This window comes from Micrococcaceae bacterium Sec5.1, from assembly GCA_039636795.1.
Classification (GTDB): domain Bacteria; phylum Actinomycetota; class Actinomycetes; order Actinomycetales; family Micrococcaceae; genus Arthrobacter.
Genome location: CP143430.1, coordinates 2,365,406 through 2,379,915 on the forward strand (window position 1 = coordinate 2,365,406; position 14,510 = coordinate 2,379,915).

The 14,510-nt window shown below is 58.5% G+C and carries 12 protein-coding genes; 8 read left to right on the plus strand and 4 right to left on the minus strand.

What is annotated here, in order from left to right; all coding sequences use genetic code 11:
- Positions 1 to 119 precede the first annotated feature (119 nt).
- Together VUN82_10925 and VUN82_10930 are read right to left on the minus strand one after the other, a co-directional pair.
- On the minus strand, positions 120 to 473 hold the full coding sequence (locus VUN82_10925) for a cupin domain-containing protein (protein ID XAS74295.1): 354 nt from the start codon (positions 471 to 473) through the stop codon (positions 120 to 122).
- Positions 474 to 628: 155 nt separating this feature from the next.
- Positions 629 to 2,113, minus strand: a complete 1,485-nt coding sequence (locus VUN82_10930; protein ID XAS74296.1) for an NAD-dependent succinate-semialdehyde dehydrogenase — start codon at positions 2,111 to 2,113, stop codon at positions 629 to 631.
- Between the two features lie 361 nt (positions 2,114 to 2,474).
- Between VUN82_10930 and VUN82_10935 the strand changes: the two genes are divergently transcribed.
- A complete protein-coding gene (locus tag VUN82_10935) occupies positions 2,475 to 3,209 on the plus strand; it encodes a GntR family transcriptional regulator (GenBank protein ID XAS74297.1) in 735 nt (244 codons plus the stop codon).
- 429 nt (positions 3,210 to 3,638) lie between these two features.
- On the opposite strand, the gene VUN82_10940 is transcribed toward VUN82_10935, so the two are convergent.
- Together VUN82_10940 and VUN82_10945 are read right to left on the minus strand one after the other, a co-directional pair.
- Positions 3,639 to 4,739 carry a Zn-dependent alcohol dehydrogenase gene (locus VUN82_10940; GenBank protein XAS74298.1) on the minus strand — a complete coding sequence of 367 codons (1,101 nt, stop codon included), beginning with the start codon at positions 4,737 to 4,739 and terminating at the stop codon, positions 3,639 to 3,641.
- On the minus strand, positions 4,736 to 5,632 hold the full coding sequence (locus tag VUN82_10945) for a carbon-nitrogen hydrolase family protein (protein ID XAS74299.1): 897 nt from the start codon (positions 5,630 to 5,632) through the stop codon (positions 4,736 to 4,738). The genes VUN82_10940 and VUN82_10945 overlap by 4 nt, the downstream gene beginning before the upstream one ends.
- A gap of 382 nt (positions 5,633 to 6,014) precedes the next feature.
- Here VUN82_10945 and VUN82_10950 point away from each other — a divergent pair, with 382 nt between their 5' ends.
- From VUN82_10950 to VUN82_10980, 7 genes are all read left to right on the plus strand, one after another.
- The gene (locus VUN82_10950) at positions 6,015 to 7,082 is read left to right on the plus strand and encodes an extracellular solute-binding protein (GenBank protein XAS74300.1); all 1,068 of its coding nucleotides are present in this window, start codon (positions 6,015 to 6,017) and stop codon (positions 7,080 to 7,082) included.
- Between the two features lie 14 nt (positions 7,083 to 7,096).
- Complete coding sequence (locus VUN82_10955) at positions 7,097 to 7,996, plus strand: ABC transporter permease (protein ID XAS74301.1); 900 nt, start codon at positions 7,097 to 7,099, stop codon at positions 7,994 to 7,996.
- A gap of 8 nt (positions 7,997 to 8,004) precedes the next feature.
- Positions 8,005 to 8,817 carry an ABC transporter permease gene (locus tag VUN82_10960; GenBank protein ID XAS74302.1) on the plus strand — a complete coding sequence of 271 codons (813 nt, stop codon included), beginning with the start codon at positions 8,005 to 8,007 and terminating at the stop codon, positions 8,815 to 8,817.
- A complete protein-coding gene (locus tag VUN82_10965) occupies positions 8,807 to 9,946 on the plus strand; it encodes an ABC transporter ATP-binding protein (protein XAS74303.1) in 1,140 nt (379 codons plus the stop codon). Before VUN82_10960 ends, VUN82_10965 begins: the two co-directional genes overlap by 11 nt.
- Positions 9,947 to 11,392, plus strand: a complete 1,446-nt coding sequence (locus VUN82_10970) for an aminobutyraldehyde dehydrogenase (protein XAS74304.1) — start codon at positions 9,947 to 9,949, stop codon at positions 11,390 to 11,392. It abuts the gene before it with no gap.
- On the plus strand, positions 11,389 to 13,560 hold the full coding sequence (locus VUN82_10975) for an NAD-binding protein (protein XAS74305.1): 2,172 nt from the start codon (positions 11,389 to 11,391) through the stop codon (positions 13,558 to 13,560). The genes VUN82_10970 and VUN82_10975 overlap by 4 nt, the downstream gene beginning before the upstream one ends.
- A gap of 166 nt (positions 13,561 to 13,726) precedes the next feature.
- On the plus strand, positions 13,727 to 14,506 hold the full coding sequence (locus VUN82_10980) for an electron transfer flavoprotein subunit beta/FixA family protein (protein ID XAS74306.1): 780 nt from the start codon (positions 13,727 to 13,729) through the stop codon (positions 14,504 to 14,506).
- The last annotated feature ends 4 nt before the right edge of the window (positions 14,507 to 14,510 follow it).

Consider the following 14,510-nt stretch of genomic DNA (forward strand, 5'->3'; position numbering starts at 1 on the left):
AGCAGGTCGGCCTAGTGGCCAGTTTGCGGACAGTTGGGGCAGGCGTCAGATGAACTGTCGTTTGGTGGCCCGCACCGTTTGGCTGTTAGCAAGCATTCGGTGCGGGCTCCAGAGACTGTCTAGGCAGGCAGATGCGAAGTGAACCAGACCTTGCGGAGGGTCTCGCGGATAGTCCAGCTGCCCTCCCAACCAGCAGGGGTGACAAAGAGGGTGCCGGGGTGCAGTTCGAAACTCTTGCCATCAGGTTCAGTGATGGTGCCAGAACCGCTGAGGATGTAGCAGGCTTCGTCGAAGCCTGGGCGGGTGCTCTTGAACGTCCCAGGTGTTACCTCCCAGATTCCCGTGGCCTCTCCATCCCGGCCCCAGAGGCGGGCTGAGGCTTCGGTTTGCCCTGGAGTAACCGACGTCTCCTTTGTCTGCGGTGCGCCCAGCTCTTGGGACCGGGCGTCGGACATTACTGTGGCTCTGATCATCTTGGTGCTCTCTGTCTTGTCATGGATGCGACTTGTGCATGCGTCTGGCCGAGGTAAGTCTCTGCCCCTCGCCTAGTTCCTGTAATCCGGACGGGTTCCAGACGATGGGACCGGGTTGGTCCCATCGATCCATACTCCTGCGAGGTCGGGCGCTTCTAACTCTGATACGGGTCAGCGATACCGATGTACTGGGTGGTGGTGTATTCGGCGATGCCTTCCGCGCCGCCCTCACGGCCCAGACCCGATTGCTTGACACCGCCGAATGGTGCTGCGGCGTTGGAAATGACACCGGCGTTGAATCCAACCAAGCCGAACTCAATTTGTTCCGCCACACGAAGAAGTCGGGAGTGGTCGCGTGTGTAGATGTATGAGGCAAGGCCGTACTCAGTGGAATTCGCCAAGGAAATGGCCTCGGCCTCCGTGCTGAACGTGGTTATCGGTGCCACCGGACCGAAAATCTCCTGCCGCAGGATCCGGGCGTCGTGGGGAACGTTGGTGAGGACTGTCGGTTGGTAGAAGTACCCGGGCCCGTCACCGAACTGCCCGCCCAAAGCTACTGACGCTCCGTCTTCTACAGCTTCAAGTACCAGCGCGTGGACATCATCACGTGCGCGGGCATCGATGAGCGGGCCTACTGTGGATCCTTGCTCGGTGCCCCGTCCGAGCTTCAGGGCCTTCATCGCTGTGGTAAACGCTGCCGTGAATTCCTCTGCGACATCTTCGTGCACCAGGAATCGGTTTGCCGCTGTGCAGGCTTCACCCATGTTGCGCATTTTGGCCGCCAGGGCGCCTTCGACGGCCTTTTGAAGGTCGGCGTCGTCGAAGACGATGAAGGGGGCATTGCCGCCGAGTTCCATGGACGAACGAAGCACATTCTCGGATGCATCGGCCATGAGTTGTTTGCCCACGGGTGTGGAGCCGGTGAATGAAACTTTGCGCAAGCGGGAGTCCAGCATTATTGGTCCCGAAATGTCGGCGGCCCGCGAGGATGGGACGACATTGAGAACCCCGTTGGGCAGGCCTGCCTCGAGCATGATTTCAGCAAACAGCAGTGACGTAAGCGGAGTCAGCTTCGCCGGTTTGAGGACCATCGTGCAGCCAGCAGCGACGGCCGGACCCACCTTTCGGGTAGCCATTGCAAGAGGAAAATTCCATGGGGTGACAAGAAGACACGGCCCGACTGGTTTCTGCTGGACCAGAATCTTGTTGTGACCCTCCGGCGTTGTGAGATACCGCCCGTAGTCTCGAACGGCTTCCTCGGCGAACCAGCGAAGGAATTCGGCACCGTAAGCTACTTCCGCTCTGGCCTGGTCCAGCGGTTTACCCATTTCCAAGGTCATCAGAAGAGCGAAGTCATCAGCACGCTCGGTAACCAGTTCGAAGGCCCTGCGTAGAATTTCGGACCTGGACCGGGATGATGTGCGGGCCCAGTCTGCCTGTACCTTATCGGCGGCATCCAGAGCTGCCTCAGCATCGATACTTCCGGCATCGGCCACGTGGGCAATGACATCACCCGTGGCAGGATCAACGACGGGAAACGTTCGCCTGGTTGATGCTTCAATCCACTGGCCGTTAATTAGAAGACCCGTAGGTACCGATGCCAACAGTTCATTCTCACGTTCGGTGATGGTGGTGGTCATCCGCTCGCTCTCTTTCTTGCCTTAGGGAAGGCCGGCATCGCAGCACAGTCACGCCGGTCCTCTGAGGCAGCGCCGTCATCATTGATGGCGCTGACTGACCGCAAAATGCTTCGGACCGAGTGTCGACCAGCGCAAGGGGCTCCTCGCGGTACGCTTCAGCCGCGCGCCTGCCGGATTATTTGTTTGATCTTGTGCCGTTGAATTTCCCCGCGTCGCCCGCAGGTACAGGTCGAAGGGAAATGATTTGAGCATAGACCCGTAGTAGACAGAGTACTGTCGACAACGGACTAAGGCAAGGCCTGTCGGCTAGCGAATAAGAAAAGGTTGTACATTGTCGACTAATGAGGTCTAGAATCACAACATGACTACTCATGGCTTAACCCGGCCTCCAAGGATGCGGCTGGCCGACGCCGCCCATCAATCGCTTCGTCTTGCCATTATCGAAGGCAAGCTGGCCATGGGGGAGCGCCTCACCGAAGCGCACATCGCCGAAGAGCTGGGAATGAGTCGCGCGCCGGTGCGTGAGGCTATACAAAGGCTCGCGGCCGAGGGGCTCGTCTCAGTCGAACCCCATCTGGGGGCCCAAGTCCTGGATTTGTCACTTGAGGATATCGTGGATCTGCATAATCTGCGTCTTGGCCTGGAAACCACAGCCTTAAGGCTCTTTCTTGCCCGTGGAAGCTCGGCCAAACCTCTGCGCACGCATCTGAACGAGATGAAAGCTGCGGCCGCTAAGAAAGATGCCGGTCGATTGATCAACGCTGAACTGGACTGGCACCGGAGCATCAATGTGGGGTCCGGAAACCAGCTCATTGCCCGGATGTTTGGGGAGTTGGAGGGGCGAATTCTGCTTGCGACGTCCCTGGAGGACAGAGTCCTTCGGGTAATTACGCCGGCGGGCAACTCTCATTCGCATCTCAGTTACGTGGTCGAGGAGCACGAGCAGATCATCAGCGCCATCGAAGAAGGCAGGAACGGGGAAGCGCAGGCCCTGTTTGAAAAGCACTTCCTCTCAACCGTCGCCCTGCTGCTCCAGAGACTCGGAGGAGATCCGTCCCTGCTCTTGGAACCGATGTCCGGCACTTCCACGAACTAGGAGATCACAGCTGGTTCCCCTGCTGCCGTTCTGGTACCACGAGCCGGATACGCTCTGCCCAGCGCCGCTTTCCGAGAGCTGAGATGGGCGGACCGGTCGGGCGATGTTGTTGATCAGCCATCGCCCGTGCTGTGGTCCGCGGGAAAAGTTAGTTATCGGGGGCCACGAGGCATGACAGCGACGTCTAAAGCTGCCGGGCCGCCCCGGATCCGTCTGGCCAGCATTTTCCACGCTGATCAGTCGTGCCGGGCGACGCATCCTCACCCTTTTCAGCTTGCACACGTTCAGGTTCGACGCACTGTGCGCGCAGGTCACGGAAAGTGTCCTAGAACTAACGGCAACGGCGAGGCTCCGCGAACACCCAGAAGGCAGTTGCGCAGCCTCGCCCGCGAGCCGTCCGATGCTACATGGACGTGCTGTTTGCACAGATCAGAAGGATATGACCTGCCGCAGTCCCTGGCCTGATCGCATTTGTTCAAATGCGCCGGAGACCTGATCCAGCGAGATACTGTCGCCCAGCAATTTTTCGATGGGCAAACGCCCGGCCAGAAAGAGATCAGCAAGGGTAGAGAAAGTGATCGAAGGGTTCGAGCTGCCGTAGCTGCAGCCGATCACGGTCTTTCCGTTCATCGTCAGCTCCAGAAGATCGAGGGGGACGGTGGCTCCCCTCGAGGGCATGCCGACGAGCACGGTTGTACCTGCGGTCTCGGTCACTGCGATGCATTGAGCGGCAGTATCTACACGGCCGGCAGCTTCAAAGGCGTATTCCACGCCTCCCTCAACAATGGCCATGCATTCCTCGATCACATCGCCGCTGCGCGCGTTTACGGTGTGCGTGGCCCCGACACTCCGGGCGGCCTCCAGTTTTTCTTCGGACATGTCTACGGCAATGATCGGGTTGGCACCAGCCAGTGCCAATCCCATGACTACCGATAAGCCGACGCCCCCGCAGCCGATAACAACGGCTGAACTTCCTGCGCGGACCTTCGCGGTGTTGAGGGCAGCTCCAATCCCCGTTGTAGCCGCACAGCCGATCAATGCTGCCACTTCAAAAGGCAGATCGTCGGGGACGGCAATTGCTCCGGACTCCGGGACCACGACGTATTCGGCGAAACTGCCAACGTTCAGGAACGGATAGATGCGGTTGCCTTTGTGGCTAAGCCTGGTTTGGCCGTCCGCCATGACACAGTCATTGGCTGTCGTGTTCTGACACGCCCACTGCCGTCCGCTGACACAGAACTTACAGCGCAAGCATGGGGCGAACCATGACAAAGCGACCCTCTCGCCAATCCTGGACTCGGGCACCCCTGCGCCGACGGCTTCTACGATGCCGGCGCCCTCGTGTCCAAGAATCATGGGAGAGGGCATGTCCCAGTCGCCGGAGGCGACGTGCAGGTCGGAATGGCAGACACCGCTGGCATGGACTCGAACCCGGATTTCACCCGGCCCCGGGTCTGCTACGTCAACAGTGGTGACCTCCAGAGTTGAATCATCGGTGAAGATGAGCGCCTGTGCTGTGATGGTCGTCATTTGGCAGTCCTCCAGCGGGGAAGGTCTTCGGTTGCAGTCGAGATTGAGTTATAGAGGTCTGGACGCCGATCGCGGTAGATCGGGCGCGTAAGCCTGGTATCGATGACGGCACGACGGTTGATGACGGCAGAGACGACGTCGTCGTCGGTGTTGGAGGCCACGGCCAAGAGGCGTCCCTCAGGATCAGCTATGAGGCTTGTCCCGCAGAAATCAAGTTTGTCCTCACGGCCGACCTTGTTTGCCGCGAGGAAGAACAACTGATTGTCGCAGGCACGTGCTGAAAGCACCGTCTTGAAGGGGAACTGTTCGGGCGTTGCGAAGGGCGCGACGATAAGATCCGCTCCGTTGAGGGCGGTGGCGCGTGCAGATTCGGGGAACTCATTGTCGTAGCAGATATTAATACCCATGGCGAAGTCACCCACCTGGGTGAGGTTGAAGTAACTTCCGTTGCGGAAGAACACCTTTTCGAGGGTTTCGGTTGCTGCAGGATGCGTCTTGCGGTATTTACTGATGATCTCGCCATCGGGGCCAATCACCATCGCGGTGTCATAGCTTATTCCGGGACCGTCCTCTTCCAAGATGGTGGCGACGATCGTAACCCCGTGCTTTCGCGCCGATTCCTTGACCGCGCTGATTGACGGTCCCTCGTCATTCTCTGCGAGACGGACAAGTGATGGATCGTGGCGCGCGAAAACGTACTCGGTGTTGAAGAATTCAGGCAGCACAATGAGCTGGGCACAGTGCTCAGTGGCGGCGACGTCAATCAGGGCGATCGCCTTCGCAATATTCGCATCGCGGTCGGGTCCGCTGTTCATCTGAACAGCTGCAACGGTAAGGTCCCCCGGCTGCCGGGTGGCGACATCGGTGACCGTGTGGTTTGTGAGTGTAGTCATTTTCGGATCAAGTCCCTTCAGATTTACGGGATTTAGGGAGTGGCAGGGCTGGGTGCACGGACACAGACCCGCGTTCCACGTTGAAAGCCAGGTCAGCGTCCCGTTTTCATAAGAAACAGTAGAAATATCGTTGTCGACTGTCTACTACGCTAGTAGACTAGCGCATATGCCGCCAGTAGGCGAGCGGTAATAGAAACGAAACATTTCCAGTGTAAATCTAGGCCAATGCTGGCATCGGAGGTCTACCGGGTTGCCGGGTTCAAGAGAGAAGGCAGGACACCTTACGTTGTGCAACCTCTTGACAGCACCTCACTTCCATGTCGACAATCGACCGAGTACACCTCGTCAAAGTAGCCGAGGTCACATCCCCAAGGAGAGTTTGATGTCATTCACATCCCGAGCAAAGCGTTACGTCCCGGCCTTAGCCATCCCCGTAGTGGCTGCGCTGGTAATAACCGGCTGCGGTTCCTCTGATTCAGGCACGTCAGGGGGTTCGGACGCGCAACTGACCATCGCCGACTACGGCGGAAAGCTCAGTAAGACAATGAATACGACTTTTCTGGAGCCGTACAGCGCGGAGTCGGGTGTGAAGTTTACCCAGGACCCGAATATGGATAACAACAAGATTGCCCTTCAGGTCCAAAGCGGCAATATCCAGTGGGATATGGCAGAAGTGGACACTTGGTTGGCAACCCAACAGTGCGGCAAGCAGTTCGAGGAAATAGACGCTGACGCCCTGGACACGTCAAAGTTTGCTGAGGGCAGGGTGACAAATAAGTGCGGCCTACCTGTACTGGAGTGGGGAGCGGTTCTGGCCTATGACAAAACCAAGTTTGGCGACAACCCTCCGACCAGCTGGGCCGACTTTTTTGACACCCAGAAATACCCTGGCAAGCGCTGCGCTCCCACAACTTCCCAGTTCAACATGGAGGCAGCGTCTCTAGCCTCTGGCGTGAAGCCGGAGAACCTTTACCCTCTGGATGTGATGACAGCGATCAACAAGTATCAGACCATCAAGCAGGACACGACCTTCCTGACCTCAAGCACGCAGCAGGTGGACACCATGCTTTCCGGGGGAGCCGTCATGTGCATGGTGTACTCGCCACGTGCATTTGACGCAATCAGCCAAGGGGCGAAGTGGGATGTTGTCTGGCCTACGGTACTTAAGCAGTGGGACAGCCTGGTCATCCTGAAAGGCTCACCGAACGCGGGACCGGCGAAGAAGTTCCTGTCCTGGTTGTCGAACAATCCTGAGGCGCAGACCAAGTTCGAAGAACTCGCACCCTATGCGTCAACCGCCGCCAAGAGTGGTGAACCCAAAGTCTCCGATCTTCAGGCTCAGTACCTTGTCTCCAACCACAGGAACGACGGCGTGGCATTGGATAACGAGTGGTACGCACAAAACAAAGATGCCGCTGAATCGCAGTGGCGTGCAGCTCTGGTTGGGTAATTGAGGGAGCACAGATGTCTACATCAACACTGAAGCCATCGAGCCTGCCGCAAAGCCCGACTCTGAGGAGGCCATTCGCATTCAGACCCGTTTTACTGCTGGTGGTTCCTGGCTTCGCGATTATCGTTTTGTTCTTCGTGTATCCGGCGATCTCGGTCCTCTCCCGGGCCTGGACGCATTTCCAGGCACCGCAGAAGGGTGGCTGGGACAACTTCGCCTGGTTCTTCACCGAAGACGTGAACATGACGCTGCTGCTGCGTACGTTCGGCATCACCCTCCTCGTCACTATTATCACGTTGGTGCTCGCCTTCCCGTTCGCCTATCTCATGACCCTCGTTTCACGCAGATGGCTAGTTGTGATGACGACTGCAGTGATGTTGCCGTTCTTTACCAACTATCTGGTCAGAATCTTTGCCTGGGTAGTTCTCTTGCAGGACAACGGCGTCGTCAACGGCGCATTGTCGGCATTCGGGATAGCGCCGTTCCACATGCTGGGAACCACTTTCGCGGTCGCGGTCGGCATGGCGCAAACGCTCCTGCCCTTGATGATCCTTCCGCTCTATTCCGTGCTGCAGGGGATTGACCGGAGTCTGCTGCGTGCTTCTGAAAGCCTTGGTGCCTCACCGGCCAAATCCTTCTTTCGCATCTATTTGCCACTGGCCACGCCGGGCATGCTCGCCGGCAGCGTGCTCGTGTTCGTCTTCGGGCTTGGGTTCTACCTGACGCCGGCGATTCTTGGATCACCGCAGAACGCTCTGCTTGCCCAGCAGGTAGTTACTCAGGTCCAGGATTTGCTGGCATGGGGACGGGGGTCGGTACTGGCCTTGGTCTTGTTGCTCGTTACCTTTGCCCTTCTGGCGGTAGCTATGCGATTCTCCCGCCATACGGTGAGCTCAGCGTACGGAATCAGGTGAGAACAATCATGCAAAAACCAGCCCGAAGTTCATCTCCTCGTCTTGCACGTATTCTGCTGATCGTCGCCGCCGTTTTGATCGCGGCATGGATGATCGTCCCCACGCTGGTCATCATCCCCCTGAGCTTCTCGTCCTCGCAGGCCAGCTTCCAGTTCCCACCGCCCGGATGGTCACTTGATCTGTACCGCAACCTCGCAACAGGAGAATGGCGTGACGCCGCCCTCAACTCGATCAAGATTGCAGCCGTAGTCACAGTGCTGACTACGGTTCTCGGAACGGCAGCAGCCCTTGGGCTTGACCGATCCAAGTTCCCTGGCAAGGGACTCATCACGGGCTCAATGTTTGCTCCCTTGATCGTGCCAACATCAATCCTGGCAATCGGTATCTACGCCGTGTTCCTGAACTGGAAGTTGAACGGCACTTTCTTGGGATTCGTCGCGGCGCACTCAGTTGTGGCACTTCCAATGGTTTTGGTCTCGGTGTCCTCCAGCCTCAGGGTCTTCGACCGAAACCAGGAGAATGCCGCTGCCAGCCTCGGAGCAGGGCCACTGACCACCTTCATGAGCGTGACGCTTCCCCAGATCCGTTCAGGCGTCGTCACCGGGGCCGTCTTGGCATTCCTGGCTTCGTTCGACGAGGTCGTAGTATCCCTTTTCCTCGCCAGCCCGCGTCTGCAGACCCTGCCGGTCTTGATGTTTTCGAGCATGAGACGCGAGCTTGACCCGACCGTGGCCGCGGCAGCAACCGTGGTGTTCGCCCTGGCTGCCATCGCCATCCCCATCGTCGCGCTGATACAGACAAGGAATCATCATGTCCGCTGACCGGCAAACCCGAGGCGCGGGTCTTTCATTGCGCCGACTCGCAAAGAGCTATGGCTCCGTCCATGCCCTTAAGGAAGTTTCTCTCGACATCGCCCCGGGCGAGTTTGTCACGTTCCTGGGCCCGAGCGGCTCTGGCAAGTCAACCACCCTGAACCTCATCTCAGGCTTCCAGGAAGTCACCTCCGGTGAAATCCTTCTGGACGGAACAGCCCTGCAGGACGTCAAGCCCCACAAACGCGAACTAGGGATCGTCTTTCAGAACTACGCGCTGTTCCCCCACATGACGGCAAACCAAAATATCGAGTACTCGCTCAAGCAACGGAAAGTGCCGACCGCGGAGCGTAAGATCCGGGTTCAAAAGGCCTTGGCGTCCGTTGGCCTTTCAGCCTACGGCGATCGGTACCCCCGTGAACTCTCCGGTGGGCAGCAGCAACGAGTGGCCGTCGCCCGAGCCCTTGTCTTTGAACCCCGCGTGCTGTTGATGGATGAGCCCCTCGGGGCCTTGGACCGGAAGTTGCGTCAAGTCCTTCAACTCGAAATCAAGCGGTTGCATCGTGAGCTGGGCATCACCTTCATTTTCGTGACGCATGACCAGGAAGAAGCCTTGGTGATGTCGGACCGCATCGCTGTATTCAATGATGGCCTGATCGAACAGGTAGGAACGGCAGCAGAGCTGTACGAAAACCCTGCAACCCCCTTCGTGGCGGAATTCCTCGGCGAGACCAACGCGCTCAAGGGCGTCATTGAGACTGCCGGATCGGGGGTTCTGGTGCGCGACTCCGGGGCTTGGCGAACGGGATCCGTCGACGACGAGCGCCTTCCTGCCGGTCCGGCAATCCTCTTCGTCCGCCCGGAAAAGGTGCGTCTGGTAACGGAGGCCAAACCCGTCAAGGAGCACGAAGATTCTGTGTTCGGGGTGGTCCGCGAAACCGTATATATGGGCTCGCTGCAAAAGATCCTGGTTACGGATGAGGAGGGAGCCACAGTGACAGTACTCGAAGCCACGGGTGCACCGTTGCCCGCCATTGGCTCCAGGGTCGGTGTCGCCTGGGACATCAGCGACGCCCACGTCATCAGCACGGACAAAAGAATCCAACCAGCCAAGAACGACGAAGTGGTGAGCATCTAAGTGGCAGCAACGACGACAACCATCCTGCCTTTCGTTGGCGGACAGTCATATAGTCCTCAAACCGAGACGACAGACGAGATCCTCGACCCGGCTGATAAATCCATTCTGGCCGTGGTACCTCGTTGCACTCCAGCGGACGTGGACGCGGCAGTAAGAAGTGCCGACCATGCATTTCGCACCGTCTGGAGGAAAACGACTCCTTCCCAGCGGTCAGCTGCGCTGCTCAGGGTCGCCCATGCCATCGAGGACCGCACCGAACAGTTCGCTCTGCTGGAGTCTCAAGACGCCGGCAAGCCCATTGCGGCAGCCCGGAAAGAAATTGCAATTGCAGTGGACCACCTGCGCTTCTTTGCCGGTGCGGCCCGAACCCTTGAAGGGGCAGTTGCAGGGGAATACCTCCCCGGAATGACTTCCATGCTGCGCAGAGACCCGCTTGGTGTGGTCGGCCAGATTGCGCCGTGGAACTATCCGCTCCTCATGGCCATCTGGAAGTGCGGGCCGGCCCTGGCCGTAGGAAATACCGTGGTGCTCAAGCCAGCTGAGACGACCCCCCTGTCGACATTGTTGCTGGCCGAAGTCGCCGGACAGTTCCTTCCCGACGGAGCCTTGAACGTCGTCACGGGTGCAGTTGAAACCGGCGAGGCCGTAGTTGCACATCCTGATGTACGCATGGTCTCGATCACCGGCTCGACACGGGCCGGCAGGCGCGTGGCAGAACTGTCCGCCACCCAACTCAAGCGTGCGCATCTGGAACTTGGAGGCAAAGCCCCCTCGATCATCTTCGACGACGTAGATCCAGAAGTCGTGGCCCACGAAGTCGCAGCGGCAGCGTTCTACAACGCTGGGCAGGACTGCACCGCCGCTACCCGGATGATCGTTCATGAAGCCATATATGACGACTTCATCAAAGCCCTGGCATCAGCTGCTTCGGGGTACACCATGGGGCACACGGCAGCTGAAGAAACAACGCTCGGGCCGGTATCCAATGCACTCCAACACGAACGCATAAATGGCGTGCTCGAACGTTGCCCCGGCCACATAGAGAAGATCAACGGCAAGGCATCTGATGCCCTCAAGGGTTATTTTGTGGACCCCACCATCCTGGTTGGTGTCGATCAGCGTGACGAAGTCGTCCAGAACGAGATTTTTGGTCCAGTCGTTACCGCCCAATCATTCAATACTCCAGAGCAGGCTCTCACGCTCGCGAACGGCACCAACTACGCGCTGGCCTCTTCGGTCTGGACAAGCAATCTGGACCGTGCCCTGCGCTTCTCCACGGACTTGGAGTTTGGCTGTGTTTGGGTCAACAACCATCTGAGCGTAACGGCCGAATTCCCTCACGGTGGGGGAAAGGACACGGGAGGCGGAAAAGATCTGTCCACGGCCGTCCTGCATGAGTACACAGAGGCCCGCCACGTCATGTTTGGAAGTCTGGGATCCAAATGAATGCCCCAGAATCTCGACACGAGATCCTCTTCACCCCAATTCAACTTGGGCCTAAAACTGCACCCAACCGCTTCTACCAAACCCCGCACGCCTCCGGCCTTGGAGACTCAGTAGGTGCTGGTGCCGCCTTGCGCGCCACCAAAGCCGAAGGAGGATGGGGTGTTGTCAACACCGAAGCCGTGAAAATCAGCGTTGAGTCAGACATGAGCGGTTTCCGGACGATGTCCTGGATGATCGACCAGTCCGACGTCCGCAATTGGCAGCGCACCTGCGAGGAAGCCCACCAGCACGGGGCACTCATCGGCATAGAGCTGCTTGTCACAGCATCCAAGTCCTCCGGAATGGGTGCACGGGAGCCGGCCGGCCGGGTCAGCGCCATTCAGAATCCCGGTGATTTCAACGCCGGGTACTACGAGCTCGACATGGCCGACATCAAACGTGTGCAGCAGCAGTATGTTGATGCCGCCATCATGTCGCGCGATGCAGGTTTCGACATCGTCAACATCTACGGTTGCGAGGGAGCGGGCCTGCCCCTGGAGTTCCTTTCGCCCTGGTACAACAAGCGAACCGACAGCTATGGAGGATCGTTTGAGAACCGGGCTCGCTTTTGGCTGGAAACACTGGAAATGGTCCGTAACGCGGTGGGCAACGACGTGGCCATTACCGCTCGTTTCAACCCCTCCGAAACCAACGGCCGCAGCAGTGCATCGAACCTCGACCCGGAGGGTCTGCGTTTCATCCAGGCAGCAGACCACCTGGTAGATTTCTGGGACATCCAGCTGGGTAGGCCCGGGCAGCTGGCATCATCGAGTTCTCCGGCCGCCCGTTACGGCGTAGAGAATTACGCGGGCGAATGGACACGCGAAATCAAAGGGCTGACGACAAAACCAGTCGTTGCCACGGGGTGGTTTACCTCCGCGGACGAAATGGCAAGGGTGATCAAATCCGGCCAGCAGGATCTGATCGGTGCCGCTCGTCCGTCCATCGCGGACCCATTTCTACCCAACAAAATACGTTCAGGTGATTTTGACAGCATTCGTGAATGCATCGGATGCAACGTATGCGTTTCACGCTATGACCATGGAAGCCGGATTGTCTGCACCCAAAACGCGACGCTCGGCGAAGAGTACAGACGAGGCTGGCACCCTGAAAAGTTCAACCCGTCGATCAAGGCCGAAGAAGCTGTCCTGATTGTCGGCGCAGGGCCTGCCGGATTGGAACTGGCGTCCGTTTTGGCCAGGCGCGGGCACGAGACTGTTCACGTCGTCGACGAGGCCCCGGCCATCGGAGGCCACTATCGCTGGGTTCCCAAGCTGCCGAACCTCTCTGCATGGTCCAGAATCATTGACTACCGTGAAGGGATCCTTCGGCATCACCCTGGTGTTGAAATCATCACCAACACCCGGCTCTCCGCTTCGGACATTTTGGACTACGGCGCAACAACAGTCGTCCTCGCCACCGGCTCGTACTGGTCCACTGACGGTCTCAACGGCTGGTCCAGGGCGGCTATACCCGGCGCCGACGCTTCAACCTCTTGGCAGTTCACTCCGGAGCAACTCATCGCCGAGGAGCACAACATCGATGGGGAAAGCGTCCTCGTCTTTGACTGCGACGGGTATTACATGGCGCCAAGCGTGGCTGAAGGACTCATGTTGGACGGCAAGAAAGTCACCCTGGTCACCCCTTACCCCGAGGCGGGGCGCTGGTTGGCCCATACCGGGGAAAAGGACCTCATTCGCCGCCTCCACCAAGCTGGTGTCGTTATCCTGCCATCTACGAATGTCACAGCTGTCGGCTCCGGAACGGTACAACTGGCCTCGAGCGGTGTGGACTCCAGAACCTGGTCCATGAATGTCGACGCTGTCGTCTGGGTAACCCAACGCGTGTCCAATGACTCGCTCTATCGTGAATTGATGGCCGTCCCGGAGCAACTGACCGCCAATGAGATCGACCTGATGCTTAAGGTGGGCGACTGCAGGGCTCCTCGGATGCATTTGGCCGACACCATTTTTGACGGCCATCGTCTGGGTCGGGAATTTGATTCCGGAAATCCCGCCATCCCGCTGCCTTTCATCCGTGAACACAGGATCCTTGGCTGGCGCGATGACGACTACGACGCACCGCTGCGGGAGAGCCGCAGGCTACTTCCGATCGAACCAAAACGATGACAAGGCTAAGAGAGCGATACAGCCGCACCTCGCAAAGTTCAGTTCCCCTGCGGCCGCTCGGACCATGGCTCATTCTCGCAAGGAGAAATCAATCCCACGGTCGCCCTCAGGCAACCAGCAAGGGCTCACAGACCCAGCACCGTACACCGTCCTTTCAGGAGAAGTTGTGAAGATTGCAGTTCTAGTAAAGCAAGTCCCCGATACATGGACAGATCGAAGGCTCGATCTCACCACTGGGCTGATCGATCGAGTCACCACGGAGCAGGTCGCCGACGAAATTAACGAGCGCGCTCTGGAGAACGCACTCCGAGTCAAGGACCAGGACCCAACGGTTGAGATCGTAGTTCTATCCATGGGACCCGCTTCAGCCGAAACGGCGTTGCGTCGGGCACTGTCCATGGGAGCTGACTCTGCGGTTCTCGTTGCGGATCCGTCCTTGGCGGGTTCCGATATGCTTCAGACCGCCCGCACCCTGGCCACAGCCGTGGAGAGTATCCGGCCCGACCTGATATTGGCGGGCAACGAGTCAACCGATGGACGCGGTGGACTTGTGCCGGCCATGATCGCTGAAATTCTCCGTTTTCCGTACCTCCCGGCACTGGACACGGTGGAGATCACACCCTCGGAAGTACGCGGTTCTCTGCAACTGGATGGCGCCATTGCATCTGTCGCCAGTGGCTACCCTGCAGTCGTTTCACTAACCGAACAGAGCGCAGAAGCACGCATTCCCAACTTCAAGGGCATCATGAAAGCCAAGAAGAAGCCCATCGAGGTGAAGTCCTTGGCTGAGCTCGGAAACGAAGCCGGCCCTGCAACGGCTTCCGCCCGGTCCGTAATGGTTGGGGCTACGGCCCGCCCCCCTAAACATGCCGGCACCAAGATTACCGACGACGGCACGGCTGCGCAGCAACTTGCTGCCTTCTTGGTCTCCCGCAGCTTGCTTTAGAACA

Excerpts from the sequence above, each read along its gene's own strand:
- VUN82_10925 (XAS74295.1), bottom strand. The coding sequence starts at position 473 with ATGATCAGAGCCACAGTAATGTCCGACGCCCGGTCCCAAGAGCTGGGC.
- VUN82_10965 (XAS74303.1), top strand. The coding sequence starts at position 8,807 with ATGTCCGCTGACCGGCAAACCCGAGGCGCGGGTCTTTCATTGCGCCGA.
- VUN82_10955 (XAS74301.1), top strand. The coding sequence starts at position 7,097 with ATGTCTACATCAACACTGAAGCCATCGAGCCTGCCGCAAAGCCCGACT.
- VUN82_10930 (XAS74296.1), bottom strand. The coding sequence starts at position 2,113 with ATGACCACCACCATCACCGAACGTGAGAATGAACTGTTGGCATCGGTA.
- VUN82_10935 (XAS74297.1), top strand. The coding sequence starts at position 2,475 with ATGACTACTCATGGCTTAACCCGGCCTCCAAGGATGCGGCTGGCCGAC.
- VUN82_10945 (XAS74299.1), bottom strand. The coding sequence starts at position 5,632 with ATGACTACACTCACAAACCACACGGTCACCGATGTCGCCACCCGGCAG.
- VUN82_10960 (XAS74302.1), top strand. The coding sequence starts at position 8,005 with ATGCAAAAACCAGCCCGAAGTTCATCTCCTCGTCTTGCACGTATTCTG.
- VUN82_10940 (XAS74298.1), bottom strand. The coding sequence starts at position 4,739 with ATGACGACCATCACAGCACAGGCGCTCATCTTCACCGATGATTCAACT.
- VUN82_10975 (XAS74305.1), top strand. The coding sequence starts at position 11,389 with ATGAATGCCCCAGAATCTCGACACGAGATCCTCTTCACCCCAATTCAA.
- VUN82_10950 (XAS74300.1), top strand. The coding sequence starts at position 6,015 with ATGTCATTCACATCCCGAGCAAAGCGTTACGTCCCGGCCTTAGCCATC.